The organism is Streptomyces mutabilis, from assembly GCF_014649815.1.
Classification (GTDB): domain Bacteria; phylum Actinomycetota; class Actinomycetes; order Streptomycetales; family Streptomycetaceae; genus Streptomyces; species Streptomyces mutabilis.
Genome location: NZ_BMTT01000004.1, coordinates 264,229 through 286,776, shown reverse-complemented (window position 1 = coordinate 286,776; position 22,548 = coordinate 264,229). Strand labels below are relative to the sequence as shown.

Genomic DNA, 22,548 nt, shown 5'->3' with positions numbered 1-22,548 from the left:
CATGGCTGCCGACGGCGCTCCCACCCGCCTCGCCCAAGGCACCCGCACCAAGGGCGGCATCGGCGAGTCCACGCTCCGCCCGGACGGCACCCTGAAGGTCACCGGCGAGTTCGCGTACGCGTCCGACATGTGGCACGAGGACATGCTCTGGGGACAGATCCTGCGCTCCACCGTCGCGCACGCGGAGATCGTCTCCATCGACACCTCCGAGGCGCTGGCCCAGGCGGGCGTGTACGCCGTCATGACGTACGACGACCTGCCGACCGACGTGCGCCACGGACTGGAGATCCAGGACACCCCGGTCCTCGCCCACGGCAGGGTCCGCCACCACGGCGAGCCGGTCGCCGTCGTCGCCGCCGACCACCCGGAGACCGCGCGCCGCGCCGCCGCCAAGATCAAGGTGGAGTACCGGGAACTGCCCGTCGTCACCGACGAGGCCTCCGCCACCGCCCCCGACGCGATCGTCGTCCACGAGAACCGCACCGACCACCACGCCGCCCACGTCCCGCACCCCAACATCGTCCACCGCCAGCCGATCGTCCGCGGCGACGCCGACGGGGCCGCCCGGCGGGCGGACGTGCTCGTGACGGGCGACTACTTCTTCGGCATGCAGGACCAGGCCTTCCTCGGCCCCGAGTCCGGCCTCGCGGTCCCCGCCGAGGACGGCGGCGTCGACCTCTACATCGCCACCCAGTGGCTCCACGCCGACCTGCGCCAGATCGCCCCCGTGCTCGGACTGCCCGAGGAGAAGGTGCGGATGACGCTGTCCGGCGTCGGCGGCGCCTTCGGCGGGCGCGAGGACCTGTCGATGCAGATCCACGCCTGCCTGCTGGCCCTGCGCACCGGCAAGCCCGTCAAGATCGTCTACAACCGCTTCGAGTCCTTCTTCGGCCACGTCCACCGCCACCCGGCCAGGCTCCACTACGAGCACGGCGCCACCAGGGACGGCAAGCTCACCCACATGAAGTGCCGGATCGTCCTGGACGGCGGCGCCTACGCCTCCTCCTCCCCGGCGGTCGTCGGCAACGCCGCCTCGCTGTCGGCCGGCCCGTACGTGATCGACGACGTGGACATCGAGGCGCTCGCCCTCTACTCCAACAACCCGCCCTGCGGCGCCATGCGCGGCTTCGGCGCCGTCCAGGCGTGCTTCGCCTACGAGGCGCAGATGGACAAGCTGGCGAAGGAACTGGGCATGGACCCGGTCGAGTTCCGCGGGATCAACGCCATGGAGCAGGGCACGATCATGCCCACCGGCCAGCCGGTCGACTCGCAAGCCCCCGTCGCCGAACTCCTGCGCCGCGTCAAGGCGAGGCCCATGCCGCCCGAGCGCCAGTGGGAGTCCAGCGAGGGCACCGACGTACGGCAGCTGCCCGGCGGCCTGTCCAACACCACGCACGGCGAGGGCGTCGTCCGCGGCGTCGGCTACGCGGTCGGCATCAAGAACGTCGGCTTCTCCGAGGGCTTCGACGACTACTCCACCGCCAAGGTCCGCGTCGAGGTCGTCGGCGGCGAGCCGGTGGCCACCGTGCACACCGCCATGGCGGAGGTCGGCCAGGGCGGCGTCACCGTTCACGCGCAGATCGTCCGCACCGAGCTGGGCGTCGGCCAGGTGACCATCCAGCCGGCCGACACACGGGTCGGGTCGGCCGGGTCGACCTCCGCCTCCCGGCAGACGTACGTCACCGGCGGCGCCGTGAAAAACGCCTGCGAGCTGGTCCGCGAGAAGATCCTGGACCTCGGCCGCCGCAGGTTCGGCACCCACCACCCGGCCTGGGCGACGGCCGAACTCCTCCTGGAGGGCGGCAAGGTCGTCACCGACGGCGGCGAGGTCCTGGCCGATCTCGCGGACGTACTGGGGGACGAGGCGATCGAGGTCGAGGAGGAGTGGCGGCACCGCCCCACGGAACCCTTCGACCGGCGTACCGGCCAGGGCAACGGCCACGTGCAGTACTCCTTCGCCGCGCACCGCGCCGTCGTAGAGGTCGACACCGAACTCGGCCTGGTCAAGGTCGTCGAGCTGGCCTGCGCCCAGGACGTCGGCAAGGCGCTCAACCCGCTCTCCGTCCTCGGTCAGATCCAGGGCGGCACCGTCCAGGGCCTGGGCATCGCCGTCATGGAGGAGATCGTCGTCGACCCGGAGACCGCCAAGGTGAAGAACCCCTCCTTCACGGACTACCTGCTCCCCACGATCCTCGACACGCCGACGATCCCGGTCGACGTGCTCGAACTCGCCGACGACCACGCGCCGTACGGGCTGCGCGGCGTCGGCGAGGCACCCACCCTGTCGTCCACCCCGGCGGTCCTCGCGGCCATCAGGGACGCGACCGGGCTGGCGCTCGACCGCACGCCGGTACGGCCGGAACACCTCACCGGCACGGCGTGAGCGGAGGATGTCGTTCGGATCAGGCCGACTCCAGGCGACGGTGCCTCGTAGCCGCCCCGCGCCCCGGCAGGATCCGAACGACATCCCCTGGCCCTCCGGGCGGCGCACGGAACGTCACACACTCCGCGCCGCCCGGAGCACACCCCGGGTACCGCCCCGCTCGCGGGCCCGGAAGCACCACCCACCATGCGTTCGTCTCGGGCCGTCCCCCGGGTCGTGCACATCCCAAATCCCGCAGCCGCCCCAGCGGCCCGCGCGGGTGCCCCTATGAACCTTGGGAGACGGCCCCATGACCCAGCAGTCCGTGGAGCCCAAGACCACCGCCGAGGACGCGGGCGCGGGTTCCCGCGTCCCCTCCGGCCGGTCCTGGCTCGACCGGTACTTCCACATAACCCACCGGGGATCGACGGTCGCGCGTGAGGTGCGCGGCGGCATCACCACCTTCATGGCGATGGCGTACATCGTCCTGCTCAACCCCATCCTGCTCGGCGGCGAGGACGCCGCCGGCAACACCCTGGGCCAGAAGGCCCTGATCACCGCGACGGCGCTCGCCGCGGCGGTCACCACGCTCCTGATGGGCTTCGTCGGCAAGGTGCCACTCGCCCTGGCCGCCGGACTCTCGGTGTCCGGAGTGATCGCCGGACAGGTCGTCCCCCAGATGACCTGGGGGCAGGCCATGGCCATGTGCGTGATGTACGGCGTGGTCATCATGCTGCTCGTGGTCACCGGGCTGCGCGAGATGATCATGAACGCGATCCCGCTCGCGCTCAAGCACGGCATCACCATGGGCATCGGCCTGTTCATCGCCATCATCGGCTTCGTGAAGGGCGGTTTCGTCCACGGGGGCAAGGCGACCCCGCTCCAGCTCGGCCCCGCCGGTGAACTCGCGGGCTGGCCCGTCCTGCTCTTCGCGGGCACCCTGCTCCTGATCTTCATGCTCCAGGCGCGCGACATCCCCGGCGCGATCCTGGTCGGCATCGTCGCCGGCACGGTCGTCGCGGCCCTGCTCAACGCCACCGGTGTCATCGACCCCGAGCAGTGGGCCAACGGCGCCCCCGAACTGCGCGGCAGCGCGGTCTCCGTGCCGGACTTCTCACTCTTCGGCGAGGTGGAGTTCGGCGGCTGGGGCGACGTCGGCGTCATGACCGTCGGCATGATCGTCTTCACGCTGGTGCTGGCCGGGTTCTTCGACGCGATGGCCACCATCATCGGCGTCGGCACCGAGGCCAAGCTCGCCGACGACAAGGGCCGCATGCCGGGCCTGTCGAAGGCGCTGTTCATCGACGGCGCCGGCGGTGCCATCGGCGGTGTGGCGGGCGGCTCCGGCCAGACCGTCTTCGTCGAGTCCGCGACCGGCGTCGGCGAGGGCGCGCGCACCGGGCTCGCCTCGGTGGTCACCGGTCTGTTCTTCGCCGCCTGCCTCTTCTTCACGCCGATCACCGCGCTCGTGCCGCAGGAGGTGGCGTCCGCCGCGCTGGTCGTCATCGGCGCGATGATGATGACGAACGCCCGGCACGTGGACTGGGCCGACCGGGCCACCGCGATCCCGGTCTTCCTGACCGTCGTCCTGATGCCGTTCACGTACTCCATCACGGCGGGTGTCGCCGCCGGCGTGATCTCCTACGCCGCCATCAAGATCGCCCAGGGCAAGGCCCGGGAGATCGGCGCGTTCATGTGGGCCCTGACGGCCGTCTTCATCGTCTACTTCGCCCTCAACCCGATCGAGAGCTGGATGGGGGTGCACTAGCGGCAGCTCCGGGAACCCTTCCACCACGCCGTACGAGGAGTACCGGGAGACCGAACGGATGCTGGACATCGCCGAAGAGCTCGACCGGTGGGTCGAGCAGGGACGCGACTTCGCCGTGGCCACCGTGGTGGCCGTCGACGGCAGCGCCCCGCGCCTGCCGGGCGCCGCCCTCGCGGTGGACGCCGACGGCACCGCGGTCGGCTCGGTCTCCGGCGGCTGCGTGGAGGGGGCCGTGTACGAGCTGTGCCGACAGGCGCTCCAGGACGGCCACACCGTGCTCGAACGCTTCGGCTACAGCGACGAGGACGCCTTCGCCGTGGGTCTGACCTGCGGCGGAGTCGTCCACATCCTGGTCACGCCGGTACGGGCGCACGACCCCGACCGTCCGGTGCTCGCCGCCGCGCTGTCCGCCGCCGCCCGAGGAGGGGCGGTGGCGGTGGCGCGGATCGTCGGCGGACCGGCGGAGCTGACGGGCCGCGCGCTCGTCGTCCACCCGGACGGCTCCCACCAGGGCGGTCTCGGTGCCCGTCCCGAGCTGGACCGTACGGTGGCCGCCGAGGCGGGCGCCTTCCTGGAGGCCGGCCGCACCGGCACCCTGGAGACCGGTGAGCGGGGCTCGCGCTGCGGCGCACCGCTCACCCTGCTGGTCGAGTCCTCGGTCCCGGCGCCCCGCATGATCGTCTTCGGGGCGATCGACTTCGCCTCGGCACTGGTCCGGGCCGGGAAGTTCCTCGGCTACCACGTCACGGTGTGCGACGCCCGCCCCGTCTTCGCGACCGGGACCCGCTTCCCGGACGCGGACGGGATCGTCGTCGAGTGGCCGCACGAGTACCTGGCCCGCACCGCCGTGGACGCCCGTACGGTGCTGTGCGTGCTGACCCACGACCCCAAGTTCGACGTGCCGCTGCTGCGGCTGGCGCTGCGCCTGCCGGTGGCGTACGTCGGCGCGATGGGCTCCCGCCGCACCCACCTGGACCGTGAGGCGCGCCTGCGCGAGGTCGGCGTGAGCGACCTGGAGCTCGCCCGCCTCAGGTCACCGATCGGCCTCGACCTCGGCGCGCGCACCCCCGAGGAGACGGCCCTGTCCATCGCCGCCGAGATCGTCGCGACCCGCCGCGGCGGCACGGGCGCCTCCCTGACCGGCGCCCGCACCCCCATCCACCACGACGGCCCGTCGTCCCCGGCGGGCCGCGTCGGCTCGGTGGCCTGAACGGGGCCCGGGACCCTCCCCGGAGGGGTCGTCAGTCCCTCCCGGGAGCCTTCCTGTCCAGGGACACGTCCGCGACCACCGGCCGGTGGTCCGAGGCCACGGCCTCCTCCGGCACGGCGGCGTCCCGCACCCGCACACCCTTTCCCACAGCCACGTAGTCGATCCGCTTCACGGGAGCCGCCGCCGGGTACGTGCCCCCGGTGCCGGTCCCGGCGTCGGTCAACTCCTCCCACAGCGGCCGGAGTTCCGGCGCCGACGGTTCGGCGTTGAAGTCGCCGAGCAGCACCTGCCGGGCCCCTGGCAGGGCCGCCCGCTCCCGCGCCATGATCCGCCGCGTGTCGGCGACCTGCGCCACCCGGACCGCCGGGTCGGCCCGGTAGTCGAGGTGCGTCACGAACACCTGCACCGGGACCCCGCGCACCTTGAGCGTGACCTCGCCGAACCCGGGCGCCGGGGCCGGTGCCGGGTTCTCGTCCTGCGTGGACAGGCGCGTGATCTCGTGGTTGGCCGCCGAGCGGGCGGGGAAGCGGGACAGCACCGCCACGCCGTACTCGCGCCGGGGACCGCCCGCCTCCACCGGGTCGAAACTGTAGATCGGCGCGAACGACACCCGCATGCCGAGCCGCCGCGCCAGCTCCTCGGCGACATCGAGGCCCTGGCTGCGCGCACCCCAGTGCACGTCGACCTCCTGAAGGCCGATCACGTCCGCGTCGAGGGCACGCAGCGCGGTGGCCTGGCGGTCGAGGTCGAAGACGCCGTCCGAGCCCGTTCCGGCGTGGATGTTGTACGTGGCGATGCGCAGCGGGACGGCCTGCCCCTGCCCGGCCGAAGCGGGCGGCGCCGCCACGGCCAGGCTCAACAAGGCACCCGTGAGGGACAGTTGGAGGTAAGTGCGCGCTCTGAGAGACATGTCGGCACGGTACGCGGGAAACGGCCGAGGCGGGGCGTGCGGCGCCGTCCCGACCGAGTCCCGTCCCCCGTGCGCAATCAGCGGTTCACGGGCGCCGCAGGAGCTGGTTCACCGTGCGGCCGAACACGTACCGGCCCGCGCGGCCCAGGACGCCGTCGAAGACCGACGGAAGGAGACGGACCCTCAGCTCCTCGCTCCACATGACTCGGGTGCGGCCGCCGGGTCCGGGCCGGACCTCGAACTCCGCCCAGCCGCCGACCAGTCGGCCGCGCTTGTCCAGCCGGCAGCGGCCGGGGGAGTCGTCCCCAGGCGGCTCCCAGACGGTCACCTCCATCCGGTCGTCGAAGGCGAACGGTCCGGCGCCCGTGCGGGCCACGATCACCGTGCCCCGGCGGGTGGGGCCGGGCGTGGCGACGGTGACGCGGGTCAGCGGCACGGAGTCGCCGTGCCGCTGCCACGCGGTGAGCCTGCGCCAGGCCTCGTCCAGGGGGAGCGGGGCGGTGCGTTCGAGCGAGAAGGTGACCACGGGACGATCGTAAGGACTGCGCCCGCGGATTCAGCGGTGGACCCTGCCAGGTCCGGCTTTCCCGGGGGCCGGCAGCTGGGGCACCGTCACGAGAACGTACCCCCGCTTCTCGAGCGCGTCGATGATCCCGGGCACCGCCGGCACCGTGCCGTCGTGGATGTCGTGCAGCAGGATGATGCCGTCCCGGGACGACAGGTCCAGGACGCGCTCGGTGATCAGGCCGGAGTCGTTCGTCCTGCAGTCCTTGGCGGTCACGGTCCACAGCACCTCCGCCAGGCCCAGCTCTCGGCAGATCCCGTGGACCGTGTCGTCCGTGCGGCCCTGCGGCGGGCGCATCAGGGTGGGCGCTTCCCGGACAGGCGCTCCGTCTCCTTGTTCGGGCGCTCCGGTTCCCCGCGTATCCCGTCCGGTTCGGCGTCCGTGAGGATCTTGTGGGTCCTCTTGTGGCCGGCCACCTCGTGACCCTCGTCAGCCCTGCGCCTGACAAGCTCGGGAGGTGTCGATGTGCCGTTCGTCCAGCAGGAAGAAGGTCGCCGGGACCTGCTTCTCCTTGAGTATGTCGAGAAGCCGGGCGGAGTTCTCGCTCGGCCCGGCGTCGAAGGTCAGTGCGATGCACTTGGCGCGGCCGCAGTCGACGGTGCCGAACCCGCCCGCCCGTGCCTGGCCGCCCGCCGCGCCCCGGACCGGGCTGGGCGAGGTCGTCTCCAGGCCTGGCCAGCGCAAGCATGCGAGGACTATGCGCAGCGAGTGCGAACGCAGTTCAGTAGGTTGCCGAATATGTGTTCGAGGTAGTGAGGGCGCTCACTGGGTTACTCAGCCGACACGCAAGTGACGGTCGGAGCGAGGAGGACCCCGTGAGCGAGAGCCCCGTGGGCGACAGCCCCGTGAGCGGACGCGTCTGGCGCCGCGCCCTGGTGACCGGCGGAGCGGGGTTCGTGGGATCCCACCTGTGCGCCCGGCTCCTCGACGCCGGCACGGACGTCGTGTGCCTCGACAACCTGGCCACCGGCTCCCGCGCCAACGTGGCCGACCTGGAGCGGCACCGCGGCTTCCGGTTCGTCCACGCCGACGCCACCGCCCCGGCCGCCCTGCGCCGCCTGCCCGGACGCTTCGATCTGGTCCTGCACTTCGCCTGCCCCGCGTCGCCCGCCGACTACCTCCGGCTGCCCCTGCAGACCCTGGACGTCGGCAGCACCGGCACCCGCAACGCGCTGGAGCGGGCCCGCGCCGACAACGCCCGCTTCCTGCTCGCCTCCACTTCCGAGGTCTACGGCGACCCCCTGGAGCACCCGCAGCGCGAGACGTACTGGGGCAACGTCAACCCGATCGGCCCGCGCAGCGTCTACGACGAGTCCAAGCGCTTCGCCGAGGCCCTGGTCACCGCCCACCGCCACGTGCACGGCACCGACGCCGCCATCGTCCGCATCTTCAACACCTACGGCCCCCGCATGCGCACCGACGACGGCCGCGCCGTCCCCACCTTCATCGCCCAGGCCCTGGACGGCATGCCGCTCACCGTCGCCGGCGACGGCGGCCAGACCCGCTCCCTTTGTTACGTCGACGACACCGTCGACGGCGTCCTGGCCCTCGCCGCGTCCGGCGAGAGCGGGCCGGTGAACATCGGCGGCGCCGACGAGATCACCATGCTGGAACTGGCCCGCCGCGTCGTCGAGCTCACCGGCTCCGGCTCCCGCATCCGCTTCGTCGACCGCCCCGTCGACGACCCCGGACGGCGCAAGCCCGACACCACCCTGGCCAGGGAACGGCTCGGCTGGCAGCCGAGGGTCGGCTGGAGCGAGGGGCTGGAGCGGACGATCGGCTGGTTCGCGCACTCCGTCGCCGCGTAGGTCCCCACGGCCGGGCCCGGCCGTGGGGGCTCGCGAGGGACCGCGCGGGCCCGTGGCCGGGTGGGCTCGCGCACGTGAGCGGGCCCACAGGCGTGGGCGCGCCCGCTTGTCATCACGTTCCGTGATTTGTCCGTTCATCGCTGGAATTGAGTTGTCTCCAAGTGTTTGACCCAGCTGCACCGCGGCACCCGCGAGACCGGAGAGACCCCAGTAGTCGCCCGGGACGGAGCACCATCCATGCGCATCCTTGGTATCAACGCCCTGTTCCACGATCCGGCCGCCGCGCTCGTCGTCGACGGCCGGACCGTCGCGGCCGCCGAGGAAGAGCGCTTCAGCCGCCGCAAGCACGGCAAGCGGCCGGTGCCCTTCTCGGCGTGGGAGGTGCCGGAGCTGTCGGCGCGGTGGTGCCTGGAGCACGCCGGGGTGCGGCCGGATGAGCTGGACGCCGTCGCGTACTCCTTCGATCCCAAGCTCGCCCGGCCCGCCCGCGACATGGGCCTCGACGACCCCTGGGACCCGCTGCGACTCGAGTACGCCCGCCGCGCGCCCGAGTTCCTCGCCGAGGCGCTGCCCGGGCTCGACCCCGACCGAGTGGTCTTCGTCCCGCACCACGTGGCCCACGCCGCCTCAGCCGGACCGGCCTCACCGCACCCCGACAACGACGTCCTCGTCCTCGACGGGCGCGGCGAGTCCGCCTCCCACCTGGCCGGCCGCTACCGCGACGGCAAGCTCGACACCCTCGCCACGCAAGCGCTCCCGCACTCGCTCGGCCTGGTCTACGAGGACCTGACCGAGCACCTCGGCTTCCTGCGCAGCAGCGACGAGTACAAGGTGATGGCCCTCGCCTCCTACGGGAAACCCCGCTTCGTGGACCGACTGCGCGAGCGCGTCCACGCCACCGGCGACGGCGGCTTCCGCGCCCACGGCGTCGACTGGGCGGCCCTCGCGCCGCCGCGCGCCAAGGGCGAGGACTGGACGAAGGACCACGCGGACCTCGCCGCGAGCACCCAGGCCGTACTGGAGGAACTGCTCCTCGAACTCGTCCACTGGCTGCACCGCGAGGCCGGCGGCCAGGCCCTGACCATGGCCGGCGGAGTCGCGCTGAACTGCGTCGCCAATTCGAAGATCGCGGCCCGCGGCCCGTACCGGAACGTGTGGGTGCAGCCCGCCGCCGGCGACGCCGGCACCGCCCTCGGCGGCGCCCTGCACGTCGCCGCCGCCCAGGAGGGCGCCACCCCGGAACCGATGCCCGGCGCCGACCTCGGCCGCGGCTGGAGCGACGACGAGATCCGCGCCTGGCTGGAGACGGCCGCGATCCCGTACGAGGAACCGGACGACATCGCCGAGACGGTCGCCGAGGAGCTGGCCCGCGACGGCGTCGTCGCCTGGTTCCAGGGCCGCAGCGAGTTCGGGCCCCGTGCTCTCGGGCACCGCTCCCTGATGGCCCACCCCGGCCGCGCGGAGAACCTGGAGCGCCTCAACCACGTCAAGGGGCGCGAGGAGTTCCGGCCGGTCGCGCCGATGGTGCTGGCCGACCGCGCCGCCGACATCTTCACCGGCCCGATCCCGAGCCCGTACATGCTCTTCGTGCACGACGTCGCCCCCGCCTGGCGGGACCGCATCCCGGCCGTCGTGCACGTCGACGGCACCGCACGCATCCAGACCGTCGAGGAGCGCCGCGAGCCGCTGGTCGCGCGGATGCTGGCCGCCTTCGAGAGGCGCACCGGACTGCCCGTGGTCGTCAACACCAGCCTCAACACCGCCGGCCGGCCCATGGTCGACGACCCGCGCGACGCCCTGGAGTGCTTCGGCTCCGCGCCCGTGGACCTGCTCGCCATCGGCCCGTTCGCGGTGCGCCGGGGAAGGGCGTTCGGATGAGCGGCGATCCCGTGACCGGCTACGCCGTGGTCGTCCCCACGCTCGCACGCGCGACCCTGGCCGACTGCCTTGCCGCGCTGGCCGCCGCGACCGGGCCCGGCCCCGACGAGATCGTCCTCGTCGACGACCGGCCCGAACCGGAGGCCGACCCGCGGGCGCTGGAACACCCCCTGACCGTCCTGGGCGACCTGCGCGAGCGCACGGTGGTGCTGCGCAGCGGCGGACGGGGGCCCGCCGCCGCCCGCAACACCGGCATCCGCGCGGTCACCGCGCCCTGGACCGCCTTCCTCGACGACGACGTCCAGGTCGGCCCGCACTGGTGCGACCAACTGGTCCAGGACCTCGCCGAGGCGGCCCCCGACACCGGTGCCGTGCAGGGCGTGATCGCCGTGCCGCTGCCCGGCGAACGCCGCCCCACCGACTGGGAGCGCGGCACCGCCGGCCTGGCACGGGCGCAGTGGATCACCGCCGACATGGCCTACCGCACCGACGTGCTGAAGCAGGTCCACGGCTTCGACGAACGCTTCCCCCGCGCCTTCCGCGAGGACGCCGACCTGGCGCTGCGCGTCCTCGACGCCGGCTGGCGCATCCGGCGGGGCCGCCGCACCACCAGCCACCCCGTGCGCGACGCCTCCCGCTGGGCGTCCCTCAAACAGCAGCGCGGCAACGCCGACGACGCGCTGATGCGCCGCCTGCACGGCCCCGACTGGTGGGCCAAGGCGGTGGCCCCCAGGGGCCGTATCCGCCGGCACGCGGCGATCACCGCCGCCGGACTCACCGCCCTCGCTCTCGCCGCCGCCGGCCGTCCCCGGGCCGCCGCGGTCGCCGGGCTCGGCTGGGCCGCGGGCACCGCCGAGTTCGCCTGGGCCCGCATCGCCCCGGGACCGCGCACCCGCGACGAGGTCACCACCATGCTGGCGACCAGCGCGCTCATCCCGCCCGCCGCGACCTGGTACCGGCTGACCGGCGAGTGGCGGCACCGCGGCGCCCGGGCCTGGCGGGAGGTGGCGGCATGAGCCCCGTCAAGGCCGTGCTCTTCGACCGCGACGGCACCCTCGTCCACGACGTGCCCTACAACGGCGACCCCGACCGGGTCCGTCCCGTCGACGGCGCCCGCGAGGCGGTGGCGCTGCTGCGCGAACACGACATCCGCGTCGGCGTCGTCACCAACCAGTCCGGCGTCGCCCGCGGACTCATCACCGACACCGACGTCCGCCACGTCAACCGGCGGATCGACGAACTCGTCGGCCCCTTCGACGTCTGGGCGGTCTGCCCGCACGGCCCCGACGACGGCTGCCACTGCCGCAAGCCGCAACCCGGCATGATCCTCTGGGCAGCCGGCCGCGTCTGCACCGCGCCCGCCGACTGCGTCGTCATCGGCGACATCGGCGCGGACATGGAGGCCGCCGAACGCGCCGGCGCCCACGGCATCCTCGTCCCCAACGACCGGACCCGCCCCGAGGAGACGAGGGCCGCCGCCCACGTCGCCCCGGACCTCCTGACCGCCGTACGGGCGGTACTGGACGGTGCGCCGAAGGGCCGCGTCCCGGCGGACGAGCGCCCCGACGAGGCGGCGTCCGACGCGGGCGCGGACGGCGGCGGTACGGCCGCCGAGGACGCCGTCCCGGGTGAGCCGGGGACCGGCCGCACCGGCCGAGGACCCGGCCACCGTCGGCGCGCCGGCCGTACCGCAGTCGGCGAGGACCGGGACACCCTCGCCCCTGACGCCCGTCGGAACGTTCCACAACAACCGGGCGGGCCCCCCGTCCACCGTGCGGCGAGCCGCCCGGCCGCGCAGGGAACCGACGGCCGGGCCGACGCCCCGGACCGGTCGGCCACCGCCCCGGACGGAAGCGCGGGCACCGGCCGGAGCGGCACCCCGGACACCCGGGACTCCGCCCACGACCCCCGACGGCCGGCCCCCGACGCCGAAGCGGCCCCCACGCGTACCGCCGTCGACACCCGCGGGAGGCCGCGATGAAGGCCCTGGTCACCCGGCTCGACAGCTTCGGCGACGTGCTGCTCGCCGGTCCCGCCGTGCGGGCCGTGGCCGCTGGCGCCGACCACGTCACGATGCTGTGCGGATCGCGCGGCGCGCCCGCCGCCCGCCTGCTGCCCGGCGTGGACGAGGTACTGGTCTGGGACGCGCCGTGGGGCGGGTTCCAACCGCCCGACGTCGACCGCGCCGACATCGACGCCCTCGTGGACCGGATCGACGCCGACACGGCGCTGATCCTCACCTCCTTCCACCAGTCCCCGCTGCCCACCGCCCTGGTGCTGCGCCTGGCCGGCGTCCGGCACATCGCCGCGGACAGCGTGGACTACCCCGGCTCCCTGCTCGACCTGCGCCACCAGCGCGCCCCGCACGCCCACGAGGCCGAGGCCGCACTGGACCTCGCCGAGGCGGCGGGCTTCCCCTGCCCCGACGACGGGCGCCTGAGGGTGCGCACGCCGCCCCGCACCGCCGCCCTGACCGGCCCCGGCCCGTACGTCGTCCTCCACCCGGGCGCCAGCGTCCCCGCCCGCGCCTGGAGCGCCGAGCGCAGTGCCGAGGCGGTACGCGAACTGGCCGCCGCCGGGCACCGCGTGCTGGTCACCGGCGGCCCCGACGAGCGCGACCTCACCGCGTACGTCGCCGGCGAGCACGGTACCGACCTCGGCGGCCGGACCGAGGCCCCGGAGCTGTCCGGCGTCCTCGCGGGCGCGTCCGTCGTCGTCACCGGCAACACCGCGCCCGCCCACCTCGCCGCCGCCGTCGGCACCCCGGTCGTGTCCCTGTTCGCCCCGGTCGTACCGGCCGAGCGCTGGCGGCCGTACGGCGTCCCGTACGTGCTGCTCGGCGACCAGGACGCGCCCTGCGCCGACAGCCGGGCCCGGGACTGCCCCGTCCCCGGCCACCCCTGCCTGGACACCGTCACGGCCACCGACGTGGCCGCAGCCGTCGAGAAACTCCTGGGGGAGGCATGAGGATCCTCATCTGGCACGTGCACGGGTCGTGGACCACGGCCTTCGTGCAGGGCCCGCACACCTACCTCGTCCCCGTCATCCCGGACCGCGGACCCGACGGCCTCGGCCGTGCCCGCACCTGGGACTGGCCCGACTCCGTGATCGAGGTACCGCCGGAGCGGCTGCCCGACGAGCACATCGACCTGGTGATCGTCCAGCGCCCGCACGAACTCGCCCTGGTCGACCAGTGGCTGGGCCGCCGCCCGCCGATCGTGTACCTGGAGCACAACGCGCCCGACGGAGATGTCCCCGACACCCGCCACCCCGCCGCCGACCTCCCCGGTGTCACCCTCGTCCACGTCACCCACTTCAACCGGCTGATGTGGGATGCGGGCCCGACCGAGACGACCGTCATCGAACACGGCATCGTCGACCCCGGCCACCGCTGGACGGGCGAGCTGGAGCGCGCCGCCGTCGTCGTCAACGAGCCGATCCGGCGCGGGCGTACGACCGGCACCGACCTGCTTCCCGACTTCGCCCGCGCCGCCCCTCTCGACGTCTTCGGCATGCGCACCGAGGGCCTCGCCGAGCACATCGGCGTCGCCCCCGACCGCTGCCGCACCCAGGACGTCCCCCAGAGCGACCTGCACACCGAACTGGCCCGCCGCCGCGTCTACGTCCACCCCGTCCGTTGGACCTCCCTCGGACTGTCCCTCCTGGAGGCCATGCACCTCGGCATGCCCGTGGTCGCCCTGGCCACCACCGAGGTCACCGAGGCCGTCCCCCCGGGCGCCGGGGTGGTCTCCAACCGCATCGACGTACTGACCGACGCCGTACGCGACTTCCTCGCCGACCCGCTGCACGCGCGGACCGTCGGCGACGGCGCCCGTGCGGCGGCCATGTCCCGCTACGGGCTGTCCCGCTTCCTGGACGACTGGGAGCGGCTGCTGAAGGAGGTGACCCGATGAGGATCGCCATGGTGTCCGAGCACGCGAGCCCGCTCGCCGCGCTCGGCGGCGTCGACGCCGGTGGACAGAACGTCTACGTGGCCCGCCTCACCGAGGAGTTGGCCAAGCGCGGCCACGACGTCACGGTCTACACCCGCCGTGACGCCACCGACCTGCCCGACCGGGTGCCGCTGCCCGGCGGCGCGGTCGTCGAGCACGTGCCGGCCGGACCACCCCGGGCGGTTCCCAAGGACGAACTCTTCCCGCACATGCCCGCCTTCGGCGCCCACCTGGCCCGCGCCTGGGCCCGCGAGCGGCCCGACGTCGTGCACGCCCACTTCTGGATGTCCGGCATGGCCTCCCGGATCGGCGCCCGGCCGCTCGGCATCCCGCTCGTGCAGACCTTCCACGCCCTCGGCACCGTCAAGCGCCGCCACCAGGGCATGCGGGACACCAGCCCGTACGAACGCATCGGCATCGAACGGCAGATCGGCCGCTCCTGCGAACGAGTCCTGGCCACCTGCACCGACGAGGTCGTGGAACTCGGCGACATGGGGGTACCGCCCCGCCAGGTCTCCGTCGTGCCCTGCGGCGTGGACGCCGAGCACTTCAGCCCGACCGCCGACACCGGCCGCACCCCCGACCGCAAGCAACGCCACCGGCTGCTCGCCTGCGGCCGGCTCGTCCCGCGCAAGGGCTACGACCAGGCCATCCGCGCCCTGGCCCGCGTCCCCGACACCGAACTCCTCATCGCGGGCGGCCCGCCCGCCGGTGGCCTCGACGCCGACCCCGAGGCACAGCGCCTGACCGCGCTCGCCCGCCGCACCGGCGTCGCCGACCGGGTCCGGCTGCTCGGCGCGGTCGACCCCGATGACATGCCCGCCCTGCTCCGCAGCACCGACCTGGTGCTGTGCACCCCCGTCTACGAGCCCTTCGGCATCGTGCCGCTGGAGGCGATGGCGTGCGGCGTGCCCGTCCTCGCCACCGACGTCGGCGGTCACCGCGACTCCGTCGCCGACGGGACCACGGGCCGCCTGGTCGCCCCGCAGGACCCCGACGCCATCGCGGACGCCGCCCGCGAACTCCTCGCCGACGAACGGCTGCGCCGCCAGTACGGCCGCAACGGCCGCGAACGCGTCCTCAGGCACTACACGTGGGCGCGCGTCGCCGACGGCGCGGAACAGGTGTACCGCCTGACCCTCGCCGACCACGCACTGCCGAAGGAGGTCGCCTGATGACCGTGCACCCGCCCGTCGTGGACCACTGCGACGAACTGCAGGACGCCCTGCGGGCGTTCCGCGCCAACGCGCACGTCACCCAGCGCTGGGGCGAACGGCTCGCAGCCGTCCTCGGCGGCGGCGGCCGGCTGCTGGCAGCGGGCAACGGCGGCAGCGCCGCCCAGGCCCAGCACCTGACCGCCGAACTCGTCGGCCGCTACCGCGACGACCGGCCCCCGTTCTCCGCGATCGCCCTGCACGCCGACACCTCCTCGACCACCGCCATCGCCAACGACTACGGCGTCGACGAGGTGTTCGCCCGCCAGGTCCGCGCCCACGGTCGCGAGGGCGACGTACTGATGCTGCTGTCCACGTCCGGCGCCAGCGCCAACCTGCTGTCCGCCGCCGACGCGGCCCGCGCGGGCGGCGTACGGGTGTGGGCGCTGACCGGCTGCGCGCCCAACCCGCTGATGGCGGGCAGCGACGAGTCGCTGTGCGTGGACGCCGCCTCGACGGCCACCGTCCAGGAGATCCACCTGGTCGCCGTCCACATGGTCTGCGCGGCCTTCGACGCGGCCCTGGAACGGGGCGTGCGCGGAAAGAGGACGGGGAGGTGACGGGTCGCATGACGGGACGCACGACAGGCAAGGCGCCCCTGGTCGTGGTCGGCGACGCCCTGCTCGACCGCGACCTGTCCGGCTCCGCCGACCGGCTCGCCCCCGACGCGCCGGTCCCGGTGGTCGCCGAGTGCGCCGAACGCGTCCGTCCGGGCGGCGCCGCCCTCGCCGCGTATCTCGCCGCCCGCGACGGCCGCGACGTCACGCTGATCACGGGCATGGGCGACGACCCGGCCGGCCGGGCCCTGCGCGAACTGCTGGAACCCTGGCTGACGCTGATCCCGCTGCCGCTGACCGGCACCCTGCCCGAGAAGACCCGCGTCCTGGCTCAGGACCGGCCCGTCGTCCGCCTCGACCGCGGCGGCGGCCGGGTCCGCGAGGCCACCGACGAGGCCCGCGCGGCGCTGCGCTCCGCCCGGGCCGTCCTCGTCTCCGACTACGGCCGCGGCGCCGCCGACGCGCTGCGGGACCTACTGGCCGAGCGCCCGCCGCTGGTCTGGGACCCGCATCCGCGCGGGGGCCCGCCGGTGCCCGGCACCCGGCTGGCGACGCCCGCCGAGAAGGAGGCGCTCGGCTTCGCACCGCGCGACGGCCGGCCGGGCGGGGGACTGAACGCCGCCGCGCACAACGCCGCCGCCCTCGTACGGGACTGGCGGGTGGCCGCGGTGACCGTGACCCTGGGCTCCCGCGGCGCCCTCCTCTCCTACGGCGAACACCCCCTGCTCGTCCCCGCACCCGCCGCCCACCACGGCGACTCCTGCGGCGCGGGCGACCGGTTCGCCGCCACTGCCGCCGGGCTGCTCGCCGACGGGGCGCTGGTGGGGGAGGCCGTCGAGGGCGCGGTGGGCGCAGCGACGGCGTTCGTCGCCGCCGGTGGCGCGGGTGCCCTGCCTCCCGCCGAGGACGGGCCGGAGGCCGCCGGCCCGCCCGACACCGACGACCCGCTCGCCCTGGCCGCCCGCGTCCGCGCCCAGCACGGCACGGTGGTCGCCGCGGGAGGCTGCTTCGACCTGCTGCACGCCGGGCACGTCGGCCTCCTCCAGGCCGCCCGGCGGCTCGGCGACTGCCTGGTCGTCTGCGTCAACTCGGACGCCTCCGTGCGGCGCCGCAAGGGCGACGGCCGCCCCGTCAACCCCCTCGCCGACCGGGTCCGCGTGCTGCGTGCCCTCGCGTGTGTGGACGCCGTCGCCGTCTTCGACGAGGACACCCCCGAACGCCTCCTCGGCGACCTGCGCCCCGACGTCTGGGTCAAGGGCGGCGACTACGCCGGCGCGGACCTCCCCGAGGCCGGCCTCCTCCAGGAATGGGGCGGTCAGGCGGTCCTCCTGCCCTACCTGGACGGCCGTTCCTCCACGGCCCTGATGGCCCGCGCGGCAGAGGGAGTGCGATGATCCACGCCACGCCGGGCCGGGCCCGCGACGGCGCCGCGCCCCACCCCGGCGGCGGCTCGCGGCCCCGGGTGCTCGTGCTGCGGGCCCTCGGGCTCGGGGACCTGCTTGCCGGGGTCCCCGCGCTCCGCGCGCTGCGACGGGCGTACCCCGGGCACGAACTGGTGCTGGCCACCCCCGCCGAGCTGGCGCCCGTGGTCGCCGCGACCGGGGCCGTGGACCGGCTGCTGCCCGCCGCCGAGCCGGGCCGTGCCGTCCCGCACGCCCTCGACTGGACCGGACCGCCGCCCGACGTCGCCGTCGACCTGCACGGCAACGGGCCGCCCAGCCACCGCCTGCTCATGGACCTCGGCCCGGGGAGACTGCTGGCCTTCGCGCACTCGGAGACGCCGGAGGTGGACGGGCCGCCCTGGTACGCCGAGGAGCACGAGCGGGACCGGTGGTGCCGGATGCTGGAGGCGTACGGCATCGACGCCGACCCGTCCGACCTGCGCCTGCCCCGCCCGCAGGCACCGTCCCCCGCGCCCGGAGCCGTCGTCCTGCACCCCGGCGCCGGCGCCCCTTCCCGCTGCTGGCCCGTGGACCGGTACGCGGCCGTGGCGGAAGCACTGCGCGCACGAGGACGCCGGGTCGTCGTCACCGGGGGAGCGGACGAGGGGGACCTCGTGGCGCTGCTGGCCGAGCTCGCCCACCTGCCCGACACCGACGTCTTCGGCGGCGGCCTCCCCTACGACCGGCTCTCCGCCCTGGTGGCCGGCGCCCGCACCGTCGTGAGCGGCGACACCGGCATCGCCCACCTCGCCGTGGCCCACGCCACGCCCTCCGTCACCCTCTTCGGCCCCGTACCGCCCAGCCGCTGGGGCCCGCCCGACCACCCCCGCCACCGCGCCCTGTGGCACCCGGGCCCGGACGGCGACCCGCACGGCCACGAGACCGACCCCGCGCTGCTGCGGATCGGCACCGATGACGTACTGGACGCGCTCGACGTACTGGACCGGCTCGTCGCCCTGGACGCTCCGGGAGCGGCACCAGCCCTGGGAGAGGCACCATGAACCACGCCACGGACCGCGGCCCGACGACCACCCGGGAACGCACCCGCGCCGCCCGCATCGAACCCGCGCCCGTCGGCGTCGTCATCGCCACCCGCAACCGCTCGGCGAGCCTCGCCGTCACCGTGCGGAACCTGCTCGCCCTGCCCGAGCGGCCCCAGGTCCTCGTCGTCGACAACGCCTCCACCGACGGCACCCCCGCCATGCTCGCCCACGACTTCCCGCAGGTCCGGGTGGTCTCCCTGCCGTTCAACCGCGGCGCCCTCGCCCGCACCCACGGCGTCCGCGCCCTCGACACCCCGTACGTGGCGTTCAGCGACGACGACTCCTGGTGGGCACCCGGCGCCCTCGCAGCCGCCGCACGGCACTTCGACGCCCACCCGAGGCTCGGCCTGCTCTCCGCCCGGACCCTCGTCGGCCCCGGCGACGACGCGGACCCCCTCAACGACCTGCTCGCCGGCTCGCCCCTCGGCACGGCCACCGACCTGCCCGGCACCCAGGTGCTCGGCTTCCTCGGCTGCGCCGCCGTCGTCCGCCGCACCGCCTACCTCGACGCCGGCGGCTACCACCCCCTGCTCTTCTTCGGCGCCGAGGAGACCCTCCTCGCCTACGACCTCGCCGCCCGCGGCTGGGGTGTCACCCACTGCCCCGACGTGCTCGCCCACCACCACCCGGACCCCGGCCCCCGCACCGGCCGCCCGGCCGTCGTACTCCGCAACGAACTCCTCACCGCCTGGCTGCGCCGCTCCCTCCCGCACGCGCTGGCCCGCACCCGCGCCCTCGCCGCCGAGGCCCGCCGCGACCCGCACGCCCGGCGCGCCCTGCGCGAGACGCTCACCCGCCTGCCCGCCGCCCTGCGCGACCGCAGGCCGCTGCCGCCGCACGTGGAGCGCGCGGCCCGCCTGCTGGACACGGTGAACGGAGCGATTTCATGACGGACACCCGGACCACCGTCGTCGTCATCACCCACAACCGGCGCTCCGAACTCCTGCGCACCCTGGACCGCCTCGCCGAACTCCCGGAGCGGCCCCCGGTGATCGTCACCGACAACGCCTCCACCGACGGCACCGCCTCCGCCGTCGCCCGCCACCACCCCGAGGTCAAACTCCTGCGCCCCGGCCGCAACCTCGGCGCCGTGGGCCGCAACCTGGCCGTCCGCCAGGTCCGCACCCCCTACGTCGCCTTCTGCGACGACGACTCCTGGTGGGCGCCGGGCTCCCTGTCCGGGGCCGCCGACCTGCTCGACCGGTACCCGGCGGTCGGCACGGTCACCGCCCGCATCCTCGTCGAACCGGACGGCACCGAGGACCCCATCGTCAAGGAACTGCGCGACTCAGCCGTACCCCGCCCGGACTGGCTCCCGGGACCGGCCCTCGGGTCGTTCCTCGCCGCCGCGACCGTGCTGCGCGCCGACGCCTTCCGGGCCGCGGGCGGCTTCCACCCCCGGCTGTGGCTGGGCGGCGAGGAAGAACTGCTCGCCGCGGACCTGGCGGCGGCCGGGTGGTGGCTGACGTACGCCGACGACCTGACGATCCACCACCACCCGTCCGTCGTACGGGACCCGACCCTGCGGCGGGCGCACGGCATCCGCAACACCCTGTGGTTCACCTGGCTGCGCCGCCCGGCCGGCCCCGCCCTGCGCCGCACCCTCCACCTGGCCCGCACCGTCCCCCGGGACACCGCGTCCCTGCGCGCCTTCGCCGAGGCGGCGGCCGCCCTGCCGTGGGTACTGCGCGAGCGCCGGGTACTGCCACCGGAGGTCGAGGCCCGCCTGCGCTCGCTGGAACCGGCCCAGCGCGACTCGAAGGCCCGCAGCTACACGGGCTGACCGGCCCCTGCCACCGCTCGCCGCCCCACACCGTCCGCCACCACACACGGGCCGGCCCCGCGCCGGGGGGACGCGGGGCCGGTTCACGTATTCACGCGGATGTACGGGCCAACCGCCGCCTAGCCTTCCGACCACCGGCACAGCAGCCGGAACGACGCGAACAGCGTCACCGGCCACACCGCGGCGAACGCCCAGATCACGCCGGGCGCGGACGTGACGATGCCGGTCACCAGCAGGGTGACCGACAGGGCCAGCAGCAGGAGAACGGTCAGGGTGCGCGGGCGGTAGGACACCAGCTGGGTGAGATCGGGGCGGCGGCTGAGCCGCAGGGTGCGCAGACGCCGGTCCAGCCGGCGGTCGCGGCTCAGCGCCCGCTCCACCTCGTCGAGTATGCGTTGCTCGTGATCTGAGAGTCGGTCGATGCTCACGATGTCTCCTCCCGGGGGCGGACCGACGCTCGACCGAGTGCCCGCGCCGCCGGGGGACTAACCGACCTGCCGCGTCCCCAGAGCCGCCACGAGACCGTCCGCCGCGTCCGCAGGCGCGTCCGCGGCCCGGAACCCGGCGCCGATCCGCCCGGCCTCGTCCCGTCCGCCGGTCAGGCACCAGTCCCACCAGCGCTCCAGCACCCGGTCCGTCATCCGCTCGGCGGCCACCAGCGCCGGCCAGCCGCAGGCACGGGCCTGTGCCGTCACCTTCGCCCCGCCCGCGACGGGGTCAACGGCCAGCGCCGGCGTCCCGGCCCGCAGCGACAGGACCAGCCCGTGCAGTCGGTCGGTGACGACCACGTCAAGCCGGGCCAGTACCGCCTCCAACTGCGCCGGTGTCCCGCACAGCCGCCAGTCGTGCGCGTCGAGCCGGGTCTCCAGCTCCAGCCGGGCGCAGTCCTTGCCGGCCAGCCAGCGGGTCAGCCCGGCGGCGACCTCCTCGTGCCGCCGCTGACCGCCGTACTCGTGCTGGCCGTGGGTGAGGACGACCCCGACTACCGGCCGGGACGGCAGGGCGGGCGCGCGGGCGGCGAGGTCCGGGGTCGGATCCGTGCCGGCGCCGTCCCGGGCCAGCACCCGGTGGAAGCCGGTGACGCCCGGGGAGCCGGGGTCGATCACGGACACGCCGACGGCGATCCGCACGCAGTGCGCGAACCGCCGGTGCAACTCCTCGACCTGCCATCCGTGGGCGGGCCCGCACACGAAGACCAGCCGGGAGTACGCCGCCGGGTCCAGGTCCGCGAAATGGGGCCCCGCCGCCCGGAACCCCGGGCTCCACACGACGTCGTATGCGAGCCCTGCGCTCCCCAGCACCTCCTCCACCCGCCGCAGTGCCAGGACGTCCCCGGCGGTCGCCTCCCCGTGCAGGAAGCTGAACCAGCCGGTCACCAGGATCTTGTCTCGTCCGTGCACAGTGCGCACGGGTGCCCCGGGGCGGCTACGGCAATCACGGGCGCCCCGCCTCACCGGTTGGGCCGGACTGTGGAAGCTGACGACGCCCTCGTCGTCGAACCCTTCGGTCCCGTCACCGGGGCACGGCGGGACGAGGTCGCGGCGGAAGGGGAGCGGATGCCGGCGGCGATGCACCCGGAGAGGGCGTACGACATCGGTTCCGGGACGGGTACGCGGCTGACATGGAGAGGGGGCGTTGCGGGCCGCTCGTGGAGGCCCGCAACGCCCCCCGGTCTGTCACCTGAGGGTTACTCAGGAGTCCTGCGTGGTGGACACAGTGCGGACGGACCCGCCGGGCACGCGTGCGCGGCGGCCGAGGGAGCGGCGGGTCTGGTGCGGATGATCCCGAACATGAGTCTCCTCAAGCTTTGCCGGTGGGGGGTCGCACGGGCGTGGGGGGTTGCACGGGGGGTCTCGGGACAGACCCCCGTGTGCCCGGGCGAGCGGCACGTGCTCACGCTAGGACCGGCGGCGGGACCGTCCCAATGAGGGAACCCCCTAAGGGCGTGGGGCAGGGAAAACCCTCGGTCGGCCCCCGGCAGACCCCGCGGGTTCACCTGGCCGCCGATCCCGCGTTCACCGCGCGGACGCGCGCCCGGCACCTCGGCCGGCCGAC

18 protein-coding genes and 2 pseudogenes are annotated in these 22,548 nt (G+C 74.8%); 15 read left to right on the top strand and 5 right to left on the bottom strand.

Annotated elements, in window-relative coordinates; all coding sequences use genetic code 11:
* The first annotated feature begins 1 nt into the window (after window position 1).
* The 3 genes from IE142_RS12080 (at window position 2) to IE142_RS12070 (ending at window position 5,340) form a co-directional block, all read left to right on the top strand.
* A complete protein-coding gene (locus IE142_RS12080; RefSeq protein ID WP_191885725.1) occupies window positions 2-2,383 on the top strand; it encodes a xanthine dehydrogenase family protein molybdopterin-binding subunit in 2,382 nt (793 codons plus the stop codon).
* 289 nt (window positions 2,384-2,672) lie between these two features.
* Window positions 2,673-4,130: an NCS2 family permease gene (locus IE142_RS12075; RefSeq protein WP_191885724.1), complete on the top strand. Its 1,458-nt coding sequence runs from the start codon at window positions 2,673-2,675 to the stop codon at window positions 4,128-4,130.
* A 58-nt stretch (window positions 4,131-4,188) separates the two neighbouring features.
* Window positions 4,189-5,340, top strand: a complete 1,152-nt coding sequence (locus IE142_RS12070; protein WP_191885723.1) for an XdhC family protein — start codon at window positions 4,189-4,191, stop codon at window positions 5,338-5,340.
* Between the two features lie 31 nt (window positions 5,341-5,371).
* Here IE142_RS12070 and IE142_RS12065 read toward each other — a convergent pair whose 3' ends face one another.
* From IE142_RS12065 to IE142_RS12055, 3 genes and pseudogenes are all read right to left on the bottom strand, one after another.
* Window positions 5,372-6,250, bottom strand: coding sequence for an endonuclease/exonuclease/phosphatase family protein (locus tag IE142_RS12065; protein WP_191885722.1), 879 nt, complete (start codon window positions 6,248-6,250; stop codon window positions 5,372-5,374).
* Window positions 6,251-6,335: 85 nt separating this feature from the next.
* Window positions 6,336-6,776 (bottom strand): SRPBCC family protein, encoded by a 441-nt coding sequence (locus IE142_RS12060; protein ID WP_191885721.1) that lies wholly within the window; start codon window positions 6,774-6,776, stop codon window positions 6,336-6,338.
* 30 nt (window positions 6,777-6,806) lie between these two features.
* Window positions 6,807-7,535, bottom strand: a pseudogene (locus IE142_RS12055) (polysaccharide deacetylase family protein).
* A 95-nt stretch (window positions 7,536-7,630) separates the two neighbouring features.
* Here IE142_RS12055 and IE142_RS12050 point away from each other — a divergent pair.
* The 12 genes and pseudogenes from IE142_RS12050 to IE142_RS11995 all read left to right on the top strand — a co-directional run bounded on the left by IE142_RS12050 (window position 7,631) and on the right by IE142_RS11995 (window position 20,493).
* Entirely contained in the window at window positions 7,631-8,623 is a 993-nt protein-coding gene (locus IE142_RS12050) for a UDP-glucuronic acid decarboxylase family protein (RefSeq protein WP_191885720.1), read from the top strand.
* 237 nt (window positions 8,624-8,860) lie between these two features.
* Window positions 8,861-10,501 carry a carbamoyltransferase family protein gene (locus IE142_RS12045; protein WP_191885719.1) on the top strand — a complete coding sequence of 547 codons (1,641 nt, stop codon included), beginning with the start codon at window positions 8,861-8,863 and terminating at the stop codon, window positions 10,499-10,501.
* On the top strand, window positions 10,498-11,517 hold the full coding sequence (locus tag IE142_RS12040) for a glycosyltransferase family 2 protein (protein WP_191885718.1): 1,020 nt from the start codon (window positions 10,498-10,500) through the stop codon (window positions 11,515-11,517). Before IE142_RS12045 ends, IE142_RS12040 begins: the two co-directional genes overlap by 4 nt.
* Window positions 11,514-12,110 (top strand): annotated as a pseudogene (locus IE142_RS12035) (D-glycero-alpha-D-manno-heptose-1,7-bisphosphate 7-phosphatase); the annotation flags it as partial. The gene IE142_RS12040 and the pseudogene IE142_RS12035, both read left to right, overlap by 4 nt.
* A 368-nt stretch (window positions 12,111-12,478) precedes the next feature.
* On the top strand, window positions 12,479-13,468 hold the full coding sequence (locus IE142_RS12030) for a glycosyltransferase family 9 protein (RefSeq protein WP_191885717.1): 990 nt from the start codon (window positions 12,479-12,481) through the stop codon (window positions 13,466-13,468).
* A complete protein-coding gene (locus tag IE142_RS12025; RefSeq protein ID WP_191885716.1) occupies window positions 13,465-14,415 on the top strand; it encodes a glycosyltransferase in 951 nt (316 codons plus the stop codon). Before IE142_RS12030 ends, IE142_RS12025 begins: the two co-directional genes overlap by 4 nt.
* Window positions 14,412-15,629, top strand: coding sequence for a glycosyltransferase family 4 protein (locus IE142_RS12020; protein ID WP_043378298.1), 1,218 nt, complete (start codon window positions 14,412-14,414; stop codon window positions 15,627-15,629). Before IE142_RS12025 ends, IE142_RS12020 begins: the two co-directional genes overlap by 4 nt.
* Window positions 15,629-16,228, top strand: a complete 600-nt coding sequence (locus IE142_RS12015) for a D-sedoheptulose-7-phosphate isomerase (protein WP_043378297.1) — start codon at window positions 15,629-15,631, stop codon at window positions 16,226-16,228. The genes IE142_RS12020 and IE142_RS12015 overlap by 1 nt, the downstream gene beginning before the upstream one ends.
* A gap of 8 nt (window positions 16,229-16,236) precedes the next feature.
* Window positions 16,237-17,619, top strand: coding sequence for a D-glycero-beta-D-manno-heptose 1-phosphate adenylyltransferase (gene rfaE2 / locus IE142_RS12010; protein ID WP_191885715.1), 1,383 nt, complete (start codon window positions 16,237-16,239; stop codon window positions 17,617-17,619).
* On the top strand, window positions 17,616-18,668 hold the full coding sequence (locus tag IE142_RS12005) for a glycosyltransferase family 9 protein (RefSeq protein WP_191885714.1): 1,053 nt from the start codon (window positions 17,616-17,618) through the stop codon (window positions 18,666-18,668). Before rfaE2 ends, IE142_RS12005 begins: the two co-directional genes overlap by 4 nt.
* Entirely contained in the window at window positions 18,665-19,600 is a 936-nt protein-coding gene (locus tag IE142_RS12000) for a glycosyltransferase family 2 protein (protein WP_191885713.1), read from the top strand. Before IE142_RS12005 ends, IE142_RS12000 begins: the two co-directional genes overlap by 4 nt.
* Entirely contained in the window at window positions 19,597-20,493 is an 897-nt protein-coding gene (locus tag IE142_RS11995; protein WP_191885712.1) for a glycosyltransferase family 2 protein, read from the top strand. Before IE142_RS12000 ends, IE142_RS11995 begins: the two co-directional genes overlap by 4 nt.
* Before the next feature lie 119 nt (window positions 20,494-20,612).
* On the opposite strand, the gene IE142_RS11990 is transcribed toward IE142_RS11995, so the two are convergent.
* Entirely contained in the window at window positions 20,613-20,921 is a 309-nt protein-coding gene (locus IE142_RS11990; RefSeq protein ID WP_043378289.1) for a DUF3040 domain-containing protein, read from the bottom strand.
* A 57-nt stretch (window positions 20,922-20,978) separates the two neighbouring features.
* Window positions 20,979-21,893: a polysaccharide pyruvyl transferase family protein gene (locus IE142_RS11985; RefSeq protein WP_229830414.1), complete on the bottom strand. Its 915-nt coding sequence runs from the start codon at window positions 21,891-21,893 to the stop codon at window positions 20,979-20,981.
* Window positions 21,894-22,548 lie beyond the last annotated feature (655 nt).